The 15,820-nt window shown below is 40.5% G+C and carries 12 protein-coding genes and 2 riboswitches; of the genes, 2 read left to right on the forward strand and 10 right to left on the reverse strand.

Annotated features, from left to right (window positions below; translation table 11 throughout):
• Positions 1 to 406: 406 nt before the first annotated feature.
• From ptsG to CVD28_RS27110, 9 genes are all read right to left on the reverse strand, one after another.
• Entirely contained in the window at positions 407 to 2,473 is a 2,067-nt protein-coding gene (gene ptsG, locus CVD28_RS27070; protein ID WP_101597759.1) for a glucose-specific PTS transporter subunit IIBC, read from the reverse strand.
• Between the two features lie 186 nt (positions 2,474 to 2,659).
• Positions 2,660 to 3,502 (reverse strand): glucose PTS transporter transcription antiterminator GlcT, encoded by an 843-nt coding sequence (glcT, locus tag CVD28_RS27075; RefSeq protein WP_101597760.1) that lies wholly within the window; start codon positions 3,500 to 3,502, stop codon positions 2,660 to 2,662.
• A 217-nt stretch (positions 3,503 to 3,719) separates the two neighbouring features.
• Positions 3,720 to 5,051, reverse strand: coding sequence for an NCS2 family permease (locus CVD28_RS27080; protein WP_101597761.1), 1,332 nt, complete (start codon positions 5,049 to 5,051; stop codon positions 3,720 to 3,722).
• Between the two features lie 136 nt (positions 5,052 to 5,187).
• Positions 5,188 to 5,289: riboswitch (purine riboswitch) on the reverse strand.
• A gap of 151 nt (positions 5,290 to 5,440) precedes the next feature.
• Positions 5,441 to 6,961, reverse strand: a complete 1,521-nt coding sequence (guaA, locus tag CVD28_RS27085; protein WP_180954335.1) for a glutamine-hydrolyzing GMP synthase — start codon at positions 6,959 to 6,961, stop codon at positions 5,441 to 5,443.
• A gap of 265 nt (positions 6,962 to 7,226) precedes the next feature.
• A riboswitch (purine riboswitch) is annotated at positions 7,227 to 7,328 on the reverse strand.
• A gap of 34 nt (positions 7,329 to 7,362) precedes the next feature.
• Positions 7,363 to 9,552, reverse strand: coding sequence for a transglutaminase domain-containing protein (locus CVD28_RS27090; RefSeq protein ID WP_101597762.1), 2,190 nt, complete (start codon positions 9,550 to 9,552; stop codon positions 7,363 to 7,365).
• The gene (locus CVD28_RS27095) at positions 9,549 to 10,757 is read right to left on the reverse strand and encodes a DUF58 domain-containing protein (RefSeq protein ID WP_101597763.1); all 1,209 of its coding nucleotides are present in this window, start codon (positions 10,755 to 10,757) and stop codon (positions 9,549 to 9,551) included. The genes CVD28_RS27090 and CVD28_RS27095 overlap by 4 nt, the downstream gene beginning before the upstream one ends.
• Positions 10,757 to 11,716, reverse strand: coding sequence for an AAA family ATPase (locus tag CVD28_RS27100; protein ID WP_101597764.1), 960 nt, complete (start codon positions 11,714 to 11,716; stop codon positions 10,757 to 10,759). The genes CVD28_RS27095 and CVD28_RS27100 overlap by 1 nt, the downstream gene beginning before the upstream one ends.
• A 267-nt stretch (positions 11,717 to 11,983) precedes the next feature.
• Positions 11,984 to 12,466 (reverse strand): GNAT family N-acetyltransferase, encoded by a 483-nt coding sequence (locus CVD28_RS27105; protein WP_101597765.1) that lies wholly within the window; start codon positions 12,464 to 12,466, stop codon positions 11,984 to 11,986.
• Positions 12,467 to 12,484: 18 nt separating this feature from the next.
• Positions 12,485 to 13,354, reverse strand: a complete 870-nt coding sequence (locus tag CVD28_RS27110; RefSeq protein ID WP_101597766.1) for an aminoglycoside phosphotransferase family protein — start codon at positions 13,352 to 13,354, stop codon at positions 12,485 to 12,487.
• A 356-nt stretch (positions 13,355 to 13,710) separates the two neighbouring features.
• Between CVD28_RS27110 and CVD28_RS28410 the strand changes: the two genes are divergently transcribed.
• The gene (locus CVD28_RS28410; protein ID WP_180954334.1) at positions 13,711 to 13,857 is read left to right on the forward strand and encodes a hypothetical protein; all 147 of its coding nucleotides are present in this window, start codon (positions 13,711 to 13,713) and stop codon (positions 13,855 to 13,857) included.
• Positions 13,858 to 13,881: 24 nt separating this feature from the next.
• Positions 13,882 to 14,016 (forward strand): hypothetical protein, encoded by a 135-nt coding sequence (locus tag CVD28_RS29015; RefSeq protein WP_257985999.1) that lies wholly within the window; start codon positions 13,882 to 13,884, stop codon positions 14,014 to 14,016.
• A 578-nt stretch (positions 14,017 to 14,594) separates the two neighbouring features.
• Here CVD28_RS29015 and CVD28_RS29020 read toward each other — a convergent pair.
• Positions 14,595 to 15,416 (reverse strand): gamma-type small acid-soluble spore protein, encoded by an 822-nt coding sequence (locus CVD28_RS29020; protein WP_308315131.1) that lies wholly within the window; start codon positions 15,414 to 15,416, stop codon positions 14,595 to 14,597.
• Positions 15,417 to 15,820 lie beyond the last annotated feature (404 nt).

Raw genomic sequence — 15,820 nt, forward strand, 5'->3', positions numbered from 1 at the left:
CAGTTTTCAAAGAGCAATTTCTCATCACCGTTTCAGCGACATTTATTATCTTACCATAATAAGATTCGGATGTCAACTTCCACGAAGAAATTTTTTATTTCATCTTTCCGATCAAAATCATTGTTATAGTTATTCTCTCAGAAGCGACTTAACTATAATGACACCACACACCCAATAAAGTCAATATCTTTTTTCAAGATAACTACATCTAAAAAAGTTTTTACAACTTGTCTGCGGTGTATTTAAGATATTATCATCCCCGCACGGGTAAGTCAACTCATACCAAAGCGAAACAGAGTGTTAATATTTTACAGTTTCTTTATCCCTATTAAACCGAATAGGAGCAGTTTTTTATAAAGAACATACAAAAAAGAAGCAGCTTTGCAGATGCTGCTTCTTTACTTCCTTACTTAATAGATATGATATTCTCTTCCTTACTGTTTACACTGCCCGATTTTTCAAGGTGTACCGCTTCTCCTTCTTTCAGGTTGGTAAAGACGATCGGTGTTAAAATAGAAGGAGCATGGTTTTTCACGTAGTCGAGGTCTACCTGTAATAACGGCTGTCCCTTTTCTACTTTATCCCCCTGGGATACGAGGGCCTCAAATCCTTCGCCTCCTAGTTTTACTGTATCAATACCCACATGAATCAGAATTTCACGGCCTGCGTTTGATTCTATGCCCAGGGCATGCTTGGTAGGGAAAAGATTTACAATCGTTCCGTCAACAGGAGATACAATAAGTCCATCCTCTGGCAGAATTGCAAATCCATCACCCATCATTTTTTCAGCAAAAACCGGATCTGGTACTTCTGTAATCGGCTTTATTTCTCCTTTTATTGGAGAGACAAAATGATCACGTTTAGTTTCAGGATTCATTATAGGTTCAGGGACAACATCCTCAATTTGCTGTTCTACTTCTTCAGCCATTGCCGGCTTCTCGGCTTTTGGTTTTTTCCCAGACATAATATCTTTCATCTGGCCTTTAATAGTTTCTGAACGCGGGCCAAAAATCGCCTGTATATTGTTGCCGACTTCAAGGACCCCTGCTGCTCCAAGCTTTTTCAGCTTATCCTTATCTACATCTTTTACATCATTAACAGAAACACGAAGACGTGTGATGCATGCATCAAGGTGAGCAATGTTTTCTTGCCCGCCCATTGCCTGCAGAATATCACCAGCAAGGTTCCCTGCTTTTCCTGTTTTGTTTTCTTCTTCATCTGATTCTGTTTCCACTTCTCGTCCTGGGGTTTTTAAATTGAATTTACGGATGGCAAAACGGAATCCGAAATAGTAAATCACAGCCAACACTAGGCCAACAGGGATAACTAACCATGCATTTGTCTGTGGATTGATTAATCCGAATAAGATGTAATCGATGAGGCCTCCCGAGAAGGTCATACCGATTTTAACATCGAGCAAATGCATCGTCATGAACGACAGTCCTGCAAATACGGCGTGAATCCCAAACAATATTGGCGCAACAAACAAGAAGGAAAACTCAAGCGGTTCAGTAATACCGGTTAAAAATGAAGTCAATGCAGCTGACGCCATAAGGCCGCCAACCACAGCCTTTCGCTCAGGGCGTGCTTCATGGTAAATAGCTAAAGCTGCTGCCGGTAAACCGAACATCATAAATGGAAATTTCCCAGTCATAAACGTTCCAGCGGTTAAATTCTGCACTCCATCTTTGATTTGAGCCATAAAGATAGCTTGGTCACCCTTAACCAGTTTTCCAGCTTCACTTGTATAGCTTCCAAACTCAAACCAGAAAGGCGAATAAAAAATATGGTGCAGACCGAACGGAATTAAGGACCTTTCAATTAACCCAAAAACAAATGCCGAAAGTGTGAGATTTGCACCGAGCATATTCTCCGAAAACGTATTTAATCCATGCTGGATTGGCGGCCAGATCACGATCATCAGCAATCCAAGCAATACAGCACTCGCTGCCGTTGCAATTGGCACAAATCGTTTTCCTGCAAAGAACCCTAAATAAGAAGGAAGTTCAATTTCAAAAAATTTATTATACATATAAGCTGCAACAATACCGACAATGATTCCTCCGAAAACTCCGGTTGATAATGTTGGTATCCCAAGAACACTTGCAAATTCCTTACTGGCTTCAATGTCTTTAGCTTCAATTCCAAGAACAGTTCCCATCGTTACATTCATGATTAAGAACCCGATTATAGCTGCTAATCCGGCTACACCTTCTCCTCCGGCAAGCCCGATGGCAACCCCTACCGCAAACAGCAGGGCTAGGTTTCCAAAAATAATATCTCCCGCACTTTCCATAACAGAAGCAACCATTACAACTCCATCACTTTGAAGGAATGGTGCAAATTCTATTAAAGTAGGGTTCTGTAACGCATTACCGAATGCAAGCAAAATACCCGCCGCAGGCAAAATGGCCACTGGAAGCATCAGGGCCTTACCTACTTTTTGCAAGACGCCAAATAATTTTTTAAACAAGGTCATCTACCTCCCACTTTTTTTCGGAAGCTTATAAAGCGATTACATAACTTAATAAAAAAAGGCATAAGTAAAGAAAGGATGATAAGCCCGATGGAAATAACTTTCCCTTATCTGGCTATTTTCAATCTCTTTTCCTTACTTATGCCTGATCGAATCAGTAACACGTAAAGTAAATAGTTCATGTTATTTAATTTTCTTTTGCAGGCGTTCTAGATGCATGGTCAAATAAACTGCTTCTGCATCATATACCGGCTTTTTTAAAACGTGTTGCATTATCTTTATCAGCTTCCAGGCAAGATTATAGCATACAGGGTAAGTTTCCTTCAATATCAAAGAAATATTTACCGGCTCTTCCACTTTCTCTTCTGAAAGCACCCTTTCAATCGTGAATCGTAAATGACGGACAAGCCTCATATAATCAGTGCTTTCTTTATTTATTTCTGTACCAAATTGCTCTTCAATTACATTTATAAGGCGAGTTACCAGCTGTGAATGCTGATTAACGTCTGAAAGTTTTTTATTGGTTATAGCGCTATGAATATGCAAAGTAATAAATCCAATTTCTCCTTTTGGAAGATCAATCCCGGCCTTTGCCTTGATAATTTCGATTACCTCTCGCGCTACACCATATTCAAAGGGGTATAGGTTGATCGTTTCCACAAGAAAGGGATTTTTGATTTCCATCCCATTTAACAGCCGATTAAAAGCAAAAACGAGATGGTCGGTCAAACCAACATGTATATGTTCATTTAATTTACCTGACACTTTTTTACTAATATGCTGGATGGCCTCAATAATAACCTCCTGAATCTTTTCATCGATTTGCGGAAGGAGCCGTTTATAATTCTCCTGCTCATTTTCATTTTTTAAAACAAACATCTTTTCTGCCGTTTCCGCGGGAATTTCGTCACCTTTCGCACGATTGAATCCGAGCCCTTTCCCGATAAGAATCACTTCGTTGCTGTTGGGATTATTAGCGATCACGACATTATTATTTAATACTTTTTTTATGAAAAAAGGAGACATTAGTATACCCCTTTGTTTTATAGTGATTGTACTTTCCAAGCGGAATAATACGGATAACAACTATCTTTCACCAAATAACAATATGTTATTAGGCACATCATAGTCAATTCGAATGCCTTAGACAAATTCAGGGTGCCAATAACAAAACGGTTACTATCGAGTTGAGATCCTTACCATTAAAAAAGGGATTCAGCACTTTTGCTGAACCCCTTTTGTTCTATTCTGTTAAGAAGACAAAGTAAAGTATGAATATAACGAAGAAAACGTACATGATCGGGTGTATCTCTTTTGTCCGTCCTTTTACCATCATGGTGATTGGATAGAAAATGAATCCGGCTGCAATACCTGTCGCAATACTGAAAGAAAGCGGCATGGTAATAATGGTAAGGAAGGCTGGAACAGCAATTTCAAAGCGATTCCAATCGATATTCTTTAAGGAAGAAACCATTAAAACTCCAACAATAATTAAAGCCGGTGCAGTTACTGCTGATGTGACAACGGAAAGTACCGGGAAGAAGAATAAAGAAAGAATGAAAAACCCGGCGGTAACTAGTGAAGCAAATCCTGTTCTAGCTCCGGAAGCAACACCGGCAGATGATTCAATATAAGAAGTTACTGTTGAAGTTCCAAATATTGAACCGATCATGGATGCGATCGAATCAGCAAATAAAGCTCTGCTTGCCCGCGGCAATTTGTTATCCTTCATGATACCTGCCTGGTTGGCCACCGCAACCAAGGTTCCTGCATTGTCAAAGAAATCTACGAATAAAAACGTTAAGATCATCCCAAGCATTGTGGTCGTATAGAATGACGGGTCACCGAATGCAGAGAACAGTGAACCGAAGGTCGGCTCCAGACTCGGAACGGCACCTACAATTTTTCCAGGTGCTTTGATTAAGTTGAAAATCATTCCGGCAATAACGGTTAGAACCATTCCGTAAAAGACCGCTCCGTTAATCTTTCTTGTCATCATGATTACTGTTACAACAAGTCCAAAAATCGCAAGCAGTGTATTGCCAGCTCCTAAATGCCCTAATCCCACAAGTGTGGCATCGTTATTAACGATAATTCCTGCATTTTTTAAGCCGATGAATGTAATGAACAATCCAATCCCCGCTCCAACAGCATGTTTTAGTTCAACAGGGATTGCATTAATGATTTTTTCACGAAGTCCAGAAATAGTTAGAAGAAGGAAAAATACACTTGAAATAAAAACAGCTGCAAGAGCGTGCTGCCATGGTGCACCATTCCCTAATACCACGGAATAAGCAAAAAATGCGTTTAATCCCATTCCTGGAGCAAGTGCAATAGGATATTTACCCAAAAGCCCCATAATGATTGATCCAATGGCTGATGCTAGTGCTGTGGCAACAAAAACTGCCCCGTAATCCATTCGCAATGCATCCGGCAGATCCGGGATGCCATCCAGCGTAAGCGTAAGCGGATTAACAACTAAAATATATGCCATGGCAAGGAACGTTGTCATACCGCCAATAAATTCCCGGCGATAACTCGTACCATGCTTTTCAAACTCAAAATACTTTTTCATCTCCATTTTCCTCCTAGACTATTCGTTTCTCTTTTTAACGTTTCGGCCAAAAAGAAAACGCCCCGGAAACCGAAGCGCGACTAAAAATTGCAAAAGAGATTGGGAATGAAAAAAAGTAATAAATGCAGGTTTGTCCCATTCTTTCAACAATTAGCGTAGTCAAGCTATTTTCGGCAGCTCGGTAGAAACTTTTGGGCCATATCCCCAATATTATACGACTATTTGTGACAAATTATTCATTTCTCCTTAATTGTACCAGAGCTTTCTTCCTAAATCAATATAAAAAACGAACATTTTTTAAAAAAACCTTATTAACATTCGTATTTTTTAAATAAACCAGCCCGGCAGAGAAAATGATCTCTTTTCTCTGCCGGGCCGTTTACGCTATATTATTCCCATTCAATCGTTGCAGGCGGTTTTGATGTAATGTCATACACTACCCTATTAACATGATTAACTTCATTGACAATACGCGTTGAAATCAATTCAAGCACATCCCATGGGATTCTGGCCCAATCGGACGTCATCCCATCAATGGAAGTAACCGCACGGATACCAATTGTATAATCGTAAGTACGGGCATCGCCCATTACTCCTACGCTCCGGATATCAGGAAGAACGGTAAAGTATTGCCATATTTCCCGGTCCAATCCGGCCCTTTTGATTTCCTCGCGTAATATGGCGTCGGATTCACGTACAATCTCAAGCTTGTCGTCTGAGATTTCACCCAGCACCCGGATTCCCAGCCCAGGTCCAGGGAACGGCTGGCGCCACACAACTTCATCTGGAATCCCAAGTTCGGTTCCGAGAGCGCGAACTTCATCTTTGAACAGAGTATTCAGCGGCTCGATCAGTGTAAATTGCATATCCTCTGGAAGGCCGCCCACATTGTGATGAGATTTTATTGTTTGGGCAGTTGCAGTTCCGCTTTCAATAATATCTGTGTATAAGGTTCCCTGTGCTAAAAATTCAATGCCTTCAAGTTTAGCCGCTTCATCATCAAAAACATAAATGAATTCATTTCCGATAATCTTACGTTTTTGCTCCGGATCAGAAACCCCCTTCAGCTTATCAAGGAAACGGTCCTTCGCATCTACTTTAATTACATTCATATGGAAGCCTTCGGTGAACGTCTTCATGACACTCTCAGCCTCGCCTTTACGCAATAGGCCATGATCGACGAATATACATGTCAATTGGTCGCCAATCGCCTTATGTATCAGCACTGCTACTACCGAGGAATCCACCCCGCCGCTTAGCGCACATAATACCTTTTTATCCCCAACTGTTTTACGGATTTTGTCCATTTCAATTTCAATGAAGTTCTCCATGGACCAGTCACCGCGGCAGCTGCAAATATTGAAAACAAAATTCTTCAATAACTCGTTACCATAAACCGAATGGCGTACTTCCGGATGGAATTGAACAGCATACAGATTCCTTGACTGATCGCTCATAGCTGAAATCGGGCATGAGACGTTAATGGCATCAATAGTAAAGCCCTCCGGTGCACTAACGACCAGATCTCCATGACTCATCCACACAAGCTGCTCCTCGGGCAGGTCACGGAATAATGGAGACTCATGTTTCACAGTCAAAGTAGCTTTTCCATACTCACGCTGCTTGGCAGGTTCAACCGCTCCGCCAAAATGCTTTGCCATTAGCTGCATTCCATAGCAGATCCCGAGGATCGGCAAACCCATTTCAAAAATCCGTTCGTCACATCCAAATGCAGTTGCGTCATAAACGCTGTTAGGGCCTCCGGAAAAAATAATTCCCGCCGGATTCATTTTTTTAATTTCTTCAGCCGTAATTGTATGCGGATGAAGTTCGCTGTATACTCCAAACTCACGAATACGTCGGGTAATGAGCTGGTTATACTGGCTGCCGAAATCTAATACGACAATCATTTCCTGGTTTTGCAATTCTGTTTTTCCTGGCACAAAGGTCACCTCATTTAATATTTTCCCGTTCAGGCAAAAAGCAGTCGATCCGCTCCTGATAAAGGTTTTAAAAAAAGCCATACAATTGTTATGCATCAATTATATATAAACTTCCCATTAAAAAAAGCTAGTATCCGCCTCTTAATCGAAGGCAGATTCTAGCTGGAATAAAAGGATGCTGTATTTTCAGCAGCCTGTCATATATCTCAGAATTACATAAAAGCAAATTCCGATTCCACTAACCCGCCTTCATAGTCAAATCATTTACGGTGATCTGGTAGAAACTTTCGAACCCTATTTTCGAGGATATATGAAGGTATACTTATTGTTCAATCGCTTTTCATTTTAACAATAGGATAAAAAACGGGTCAAGCTATTGTTTTTTTAATTAAATTTTCCCACAATTTTTGCGATTCTTCCCAGGCCGGCAAAGTGGCATCTCCCCGGTAAATAACCTGTTCATACCGTTCGGTTAAGCGTTTCATTTCATTGGAATAAAAATAGTTATCAACATATTGTGCATATTCCCTTAGTGTCTGCCCCTCAGGTCTTTTTAAACCGTATCGGTGCAATTCACGGAGCAGGGCGGCATATGCCTTTCCAAAGGTATGATGATCTGGCTGGCGTTTATAAACTACTAATAACAGCCGAGGCAGCCATCCCCCCCGCTTTTTATATATCAATGACGCAATTAAGATAATCATTACAGCAATGACAAAATAAAATATCCAATTAACATCTGACCAAAAGGCTGCTCCAAGAGTACTCTCGTTTACTTTCTTCTTCGTTTTCTCAGCTAAGTCCTTTTCTGCCTTTTTAGGAACCGGTACAGCATTATCCGGTGCAGCCTCCATAGGATTTGAAGAAGCAGCTACTTCTGCTGATGAATAAAACCGCGATCTGTTCGAAAAGCTTTTTGTAGGTTCAAAAGGCACCCACCCGGCATTTGGGAAATACACTTCCACCCAAGAGTGGGCATTATTATTCGTTACCTCGTACATCCTTTTTCCTTCTACATTAACCATGGTTCCTTCCGTGTACCCCTTCACCCACCTGGCAGGGATGTTCACCGATCGCAGAAGTACTGTCATAGATGTTGAAAAATTGTCGCAATATCCCTTCCTCGTTTCGAATAGGAATTGATCGACATAGTCCTGGTCCTCTTTTGGATAAGGAATATCTTCCCGATCGTAGACAAATTCGGGTCCATCAAAATAATTTTCGATCGCTTTTGCTTGGTCATACCAATTATCTTTGCCTTGGATTAATTTTTCAGCCAGCTGCTTAACCCTTGCCGGCATCTCAGGCAGCTGTTTAAATTCCTGCATATAATCAGGCTGATAACCGAAATATTCCAGGTTTTTCACTTTTCTCAGCTCCACCGTATCATAACGCGGGTAGTCATACTCAACTTCATAGTCTTTAACCAGCTCCTGCCCTGAGTCCTTTTGATAGGATAGAATTTTGCCGTTAACTTGGCCCATCTCGTAATAATCAGCACTGCTGGAGATTTTCGTCAAAGCTCCGGGTTCGGGATAAGGAATATGGACTGCAGGTAATTTCACATTCACTTTGGCACTATATTTACTCGTTTCCACTATCCTCGGAAGCCCAAACGTCCTCTGATCCATATCATTATGGATACTGATAGAACCTGTGCTTGGGGAGGTCTCCCATCCTTTCCCTGTGTAAATGTCTTTATTTTCAATCTTCCAATAATGCCTTGCAGGAGCATCTGCATACAGCACAACGGTATCATCCTGGGCAAATCCTCCCCCAAGCTTTAAGTCATTCACTCCATAACCGACCGTTTTTGTCTCTGAATTTCCGATAACTTTATCAGAGTATGATGTAATGAAGGGAACAGGGTCAGGCCAAATCGGATCATGCTTTGGTGCGGCAAACCCAATATAAGAACTTGAAAAGATGATAATGGCGAGCGGAATCAGCCACTTCCAAACTGTCCGTATCTGCAGCCTGATTTGTTCCGTCTCTGCCATCCTGTAGAGCGTTAAGGCACCAAGCATGGCAAATCCCGTCATTACCATCCGAACAATAGCAAAAGTTGCGTCATATGGCGAAAAGGTATCAAGGACGGTTATAAAAACAACGGTAATCAGGAAAAACAGAAATATGCTTTTGCGGATGGTCAGCCAATAGTGGATAAGGTAGGTCATCAGCCAAAGCAAAATAAAAAACAAAATTGTCCTAAATTCATTTGTTAACGAGACCCAATCTGCAGCAAAAACCCGGGTTAGGCCAGTGCTTATATTTTTAATTAAAAGAACAATCCATTCAGGGTTCGAAAAGGATAATTCAAAATAAAGAATATTGATAAAAACCGCTATATATCCGACCATGAGCAGGGTTCTGGCAATCATTTTAGCCTGAAAATAATGCAGAATTAAAGAAAGGATGATAAACCAAATAAAGGGGTATAGATGCTCTGTATTTGTAAGCTGTTTTACAGGCCTTAACCATTCCCACAGCAATAAAAAACCAAAAAAGTACATAGAGATAGACAGCCATTTGCCAAGTTGGTTCAATTCATTGGTCACTGTGCCTTCACCCCTGAAAAATCATCGTTATTAAAGGAATAATCTATATATTTAAGCTTAATACCTTTATGAAGAGCCGCTTCTCTCAGCAAAATCTCTTCCTTCTTCAAATCTCTCACCTTCTTCAAACAATAGACGGTGACAGACCGATTTTTGCTGATAGCACTGATTTCTTCAATATTCTCCGCTGTCACTTGCGAGGTCACTACAATCAGTGTCACATGAAAAGGCAGCCACATCTTGCTGTTGTTCATAACCACTTTCAAACGTTCTGCCGCTGCCGGCTTTGATGTTGCAAGCCGGTAAAACAATTTTTGTTTTTGGATATCTCCTCCGCGAACCGCCAGCACATCCTCTGCCAGCCCTGTGGAACAGTAGCCCACCTGTACGCCATTTTTTATAATGGCCTGGACAAGCGAAGCGGTATAAACGATCAGCTCTTCATACAATGCAGACTCCTGTTCGTCCAGCAGCAGAAAGACATCCTGGCTTTTACGTTCTTCGAATTCCTTTGTCATAATATCATTTCTCTTGGCTGTTGCCTTCCAGTTGATCCAGGAGTATCTGTCTCCAGGCTGGTAATCGCGCACTCCAGATACCATCGACTGCTCTCGCTGAAACCGGACAGACGAGCTTGTCTGGCCTTGATCAAAAACATTATCAAGCTGTCTAAAACTCATTTCATAATACGACGGATAAGTGAGAATCCTGCCAGGAATATCAAAAGTGGCATCTTTCGTAAAAAGCCCTAGAAAATCTCCGGTTTTTAGACGGAGAGATAGAAAGTGATGCTCACCGCGAGGCACGCCATCAAGGGAGTAGGTTAACTGGATCTCCCGTTTGAACCAGGGGAAAACCAGTGTTTTCACTTGCGCGGAGGAAGCCTTTTTCAGCTGGTAAGGGAGCAATTCTTCAACAAGAAGGAAAACAAGCGGAAAAGGGAAATTTCTGGCGATGGTAACCGTAACCTCCACACTTTCACCTGACTTGCACTCGGACTTGCTGAATTCCCTCTCCACTTTAAAATTTTTTACAGGATAAAAAAACAATAGAATAGGATATAATACGAACGGCAAAAAGCTGTAAAACAAAAACCAGCTTACAAATCCGCCTTGAAACATTGCATACGTGAATACTGCCAGAAATAAAACGATCAATGAAAGCAGTTTTGCATAGCTTTTTGCATAATTAAAGATTTTCTTCATTATGGATTCACAAACCTTTGAACCGGAACAGCTATTTTTGCAATGATGTCCCGGACAATTTTGTCAGCGCTAATCCCTTCATACTTAGCCTCTGACTTCAGAATGAGCCTGTGGGAAAGCACTGCCGGAGCAAGATATTGAACATCGTCAGGCAGAACATAATCTCTTCCCTTCAACAGCGCATACGCCTGCGATCCCTTCATTAAAGCAATCGAGCCGCGCGGGCTTGCGCCTAAATAAACACTTGTATGAGTCCGCGTCCGCCCCGTAAGCTCAACGATATATCGTTTGATAATTTCATCTACATGGACCGCCTTCGATTCAAGCTGAAGATTCTTCAGCTCTTCAAGGGTGATCACCGGCTCTAAATCCTCAATTGGGTGTGAGTATTGAGCCCTTTTCAGCACTTCCATTTCTTCCGTAATCTCAGGATAGCCCATATTAATTTTCAGCAGGAATCTGTCCAGCTGTGCCTCTGGAAGGGGGTATGTTCCTTCATATTCAATAGGATTCTGTGTTGCCATTACGAAAAAAGGCTTTTCTAGTTTTCTTGTTACCCCGTCAACTGTCACACTGGATTCTTCCATTCCTTCAAGCAGAGCGGACTGAGTTTTTGGAGACGTACGGTTAATTTCATCTGCCAGTATAATATTACCCATTATAGGTCCAGGCCTGAAAACAAATTCCTGCTCCTTTGGGTTGTAAATAGAAACCCCAGTAACATCAGAAGGCAATAAATCTGGAGTGAACTGGATTCTTTTAAAATTGGCGCTGATGGATCTTGCCAGCGCACGGACCATCATTGTCTTCCCGACGCCCGGAACATCCTCAAGCAGTACATGGCCTTCCGCCAGAAGTGCTACCAGGCTTAACTCAGCTATATTCCGTTTTCCAATAATAACTCGATCTATATTTTCTAAAACTTTTTCAATCATTGGGTGATGTTCAGAGCGGGACATTTTTTTCCTCCTGGAAGCAAGTAATTTCCTAAAATTAGGTATCATTTATGATATTCGTTACCATTCGTCAAAATCCTCTAATCTTCGGAATAATATATACGTTGCGGTAAAGGGAGTAAATCATTATGAAAAATGATGTGTCCATAAAATAAGGGGGGAAATTTAGACGAATCTCAGCGATAATTTGTTTCAATTTAATAAAGAACACCCTCTGAAAGGGTGTATAGTCCATATTACTAAATTTATCACTTATGCCCATTGCTTAATTCAGCTAAGTGCGTACTTATAAAATTTCTTATCCACTGCCATTATTGGGAATCCTGCAGGCAAGTCTTCAACAGTTATTTCTTCAAAACCATGCTTCTCGTAAAATCTATGAGCTGCCGTAAATTGCAAGGTTGTCCCAAGAAAGATTTCCTTAATTCCTTTTTTTCGTCCCCATTCAAACACATTGTTTAGAAGGAGGCTCGCTGTTTTATGTATGTTTCCTCTAAATTCCTTTGCCACAAACACCTTCCTTAAAGCAGCCTGACTGTTGCCTATATCAAGCAAAGCAATCGTTCCAACTACGCGTTCGTCTGAAACAGCCACCCAAAAGTTACCTTTTTCCTTTTGATAAAAACTTTCAATATTAAATAAGTCTGGCTGATCCTCCTTAGTTACTGGAATTCCATATTCCTCCTGCTGGATATAAAGGATCAAATCTACCACCTGTGATTGATAGTCACTTGTATACTTTTTAATTTCCATTTTTTGTTCATCCTCCCCTTAATAATCGGAACCCGGGTTAAAAATGTCTGTTTCAATTGTCCATTGTAAGCGCCTAACCCATTCCTGCCGAGCTTCCACTGATCCATTTTTGACTCTATCAAGCACTTTCCATACTTTATATACACAGTAAGCCTTCAAACTTTCCCGGGCTAATGGAATATCATTATTTTGGGTATATTCTTCAAGAAATAAACGGTTTAACATATTTGCATATTCAGGGTAATGAAGTTTAGTGAACCAGCAAATCCAGCCTATATCGGTTAACGGGCTGGCCCATTCTCCCCACTCCCAGTCCAGGATCGTAACAGCATTATCTTTAGTAAATAATACATTGTGGATCCCGTAGTCTCCGTGGGTTAACACCCATTTCTCTTTCCTGTCATTTATGCTTTCTAATATCTCCTTTGACTCGTTTCTAAGAACCTCTGGCACAAAATCCAGATATAAATTTAGTTCCTGTAAGTTACACTTCCTAATTCCAAAAGGAGAAGTATTATACTTTTTAGAATGAACAGATTTAGCGAGTGACTTTCCTAGTTTTTTATATAGCTCTTTTGTTCTTTCCATTTCGTTGTGATCTAAAATTGATTGTCCATTTTCCCCTTTTCGATACTCCATTAAGGTTATTTGACACACATTTGAGTTTACTAACTCATAAAATTTCGGTGCTGCACCAGATTCCTCCATCAAACGTAAGCAGTTAATTTCATTTTGGACGTCCTTATTATGTGTTCTGGAAACTTTAGCAACTAAAAGAGGCTGTACTCCCTTCAACAAAAACGTCTCATTTGTATACCCTCCCGTTAAACGGACAGGATAAAAATTTCCGTATTTATCTTTTAATTGGTCGAATATTTGGTGAATCAATTAAAAACCACTCCATATCGTTAGTGCTGTGACTAATATTAGACGCTCATTATGTTATTTTGTAACACTAATCAGCCTCCAGGAAATATAAAAATATCTCGGTACGTTACTTTTCACTAAAACTGCAGCGATTCTTTGGGATAAGTAAAAACTAATTAAAGATAAAGTCACCTGTGAGTCGGGTCGTATAACTTCGCTCGAAAACCGCCTTTAATGTGGCAGTATGTGCTAACTGTATTTCCACGGCTGGGTTGGGCGTACTCTTGATTGTTTTCTTCAAAGAGCACGCATTACACCAGCCAAATCATAATAAATCTCCCTAACTTTGCTAACTATAAAGCTGTGGAGGTGTTAATATGACAAATCAAAAACAAGTTAATTTGGAAAACGATACCAACCGGAATGACATTCACAGCTCATTTAGCCAAGACCTGGAGCCTTTAACAAATCCAGAGCTGGAAGAAGATCGGAAAAACACAAATCGTAATAACCAAAACAAATAAAGCTGCAGATAAGGAGGAATATCTATGAAAAAAGAAGATGAAAAGACCTCAGAAGGATTAAATCAAATATTTGAAATTATTAATGCCCATGGTGATATTGGGGAAATGAGAGAGATTGTCCAAAGATCTGATGACGAAACTAAAAACAAAGATGAATAATAAATCCTGAATACACAGCAGGCGGCGGTTATATTTCTTATTCTCGAATGTTTGATCTGCCCCCTATAAGCGATATAACCCCTTCGTAAATCTTGACTGGTTTTCCCATTTGAACACAGGTTGTTATTAGGATTATTTGTACAATTAATCAACCCTTGCCCATCAGGTATAATTTAGGAAATACTTTGAAAATCCGGCTTGTTATGAAAAACATATTGACGGGAATCCCCCCACAATATGTCAAGCCCTGTACTCATCAACAACTAATCAAACGTTTGATTAAATTGTTCACTCTATCACTAACGCCCCATATGATCCCTATAGCTGTTAGTAAAAAATAATTGATTCATTCAAATTGTCGTGAAACCTTGGAATCCATAGCTTTAATACACCTAAATCTAAATGGCAGCACAGGAACAGACGATTGTTCGAAAAAAAATATCTATTACCAGGAAGTATCCAGAACGACTTCCTAGTAATAGATCACGCAGCAAGTTCTAACAGTATTAGCATTACCGTACATAACTTATAATCGTTCTGGAATAAATGGAGACGAAAAAACAATTTACCGACGGTTATTAACTGTTCTTATTTTGCTGTTTATTTTGTTGGTTTTGTTTCTTTGGCATAGAACCAGCATACTCGTTTGCAAACTCAGTTATGAGTTGATCTACTCCAGCTTGTCCTTGTGCACCTTGTTTTTTGCCGGCAGAAGCTTGTTGGTTTTGTTTCTTTGCCTGCGCAGCAGTATTTTCGCTTGCGAACTCAGTTCCGTATTGACCCTGTCCTGCTTGGCCTTGTGCGGCTTTGGTCTTGCCAGCAGAAGTTTGTTGGTTCTGTTTCTTTACCTGAGCTGCAGTATTTTCGCTTGCAAACTCAGTACCGTATCGACCTTGTTTAGCCTGCCCTGGTGCGGCATTTTTTCCAGCCGATGCCTGTTGGTTTTGTTTCTTTGGCAAAGCACCTGCATACTCGTTTGCGAACTCAGTCATGAGTTGATTTAGACCAGTTGTACCTTGTGCGCCTTGATTTTTGCCGGCTGAAGCCTGCTGGTTTTGTTTCTTTGCCTGCGCAGCAGTATTTTCGCTTGCGAACTCAGTATTGTATTGACCTTGCCCAGCTTGGCCTTGTGTGGCTTGGCTGTTCCCAGCAGAAGCCTGTTGGTTTTGTTGGTTGCTGTTCTGTTGGGTACCAATGCTGGTTGCACTGCTGATTGTTTGATCTATTGCATTTGTAGTCTCATTAACAACATTCATTGCAACGTTCTCCACGGCTTGAATTGTGTTTTGTACAGCATCAAATGCCACACCAACAGTTTGTTGAATTATATTACCTACATTATTTGCTACACCTTGATTATTTTTTACATTGTTATTTTGATTTTGATTTTGATTGGACATTTATTACACCCCCTGAAATAAGGATGTGCAAAAATGAGGGTATTATCCGTATTGCATCATGGGAAAATAAGTGTGCCGAAACCTCATTCCTTACGTCGGACTCATACATCATTACTAGCTGAATCTAGTGCAGGGCTACAACAAATCATGGTAAGCAAATAATAATAAAAGAGGCATCTCATAATTTTGGTCAATTAATGAGATGCCATCAAATATATCCTGTGAGTATTTGTTTCGCATTTTACCTTACATGAAATATCCAGTGAAAAAAGGCTCCAATTCCGCGAAAGTCAAATTTCCGCTGACAAAGAAACCGTACCTAAAATGGAATACCGTGAGAGTGTGCACTAATCCCGTAAAAAGGCGGCTTTATTCCGTGAGAATAGAGAATAATCCAGTGAAAA

Source organism: Bacillus sp. M6-12 (assembly GCF_002860285.1).
Taxonomy (GTDB): domain Bacteria; phylum Bacillota; class Bacilli; order Bacillales; family DSM-1321; genus Peribacillus.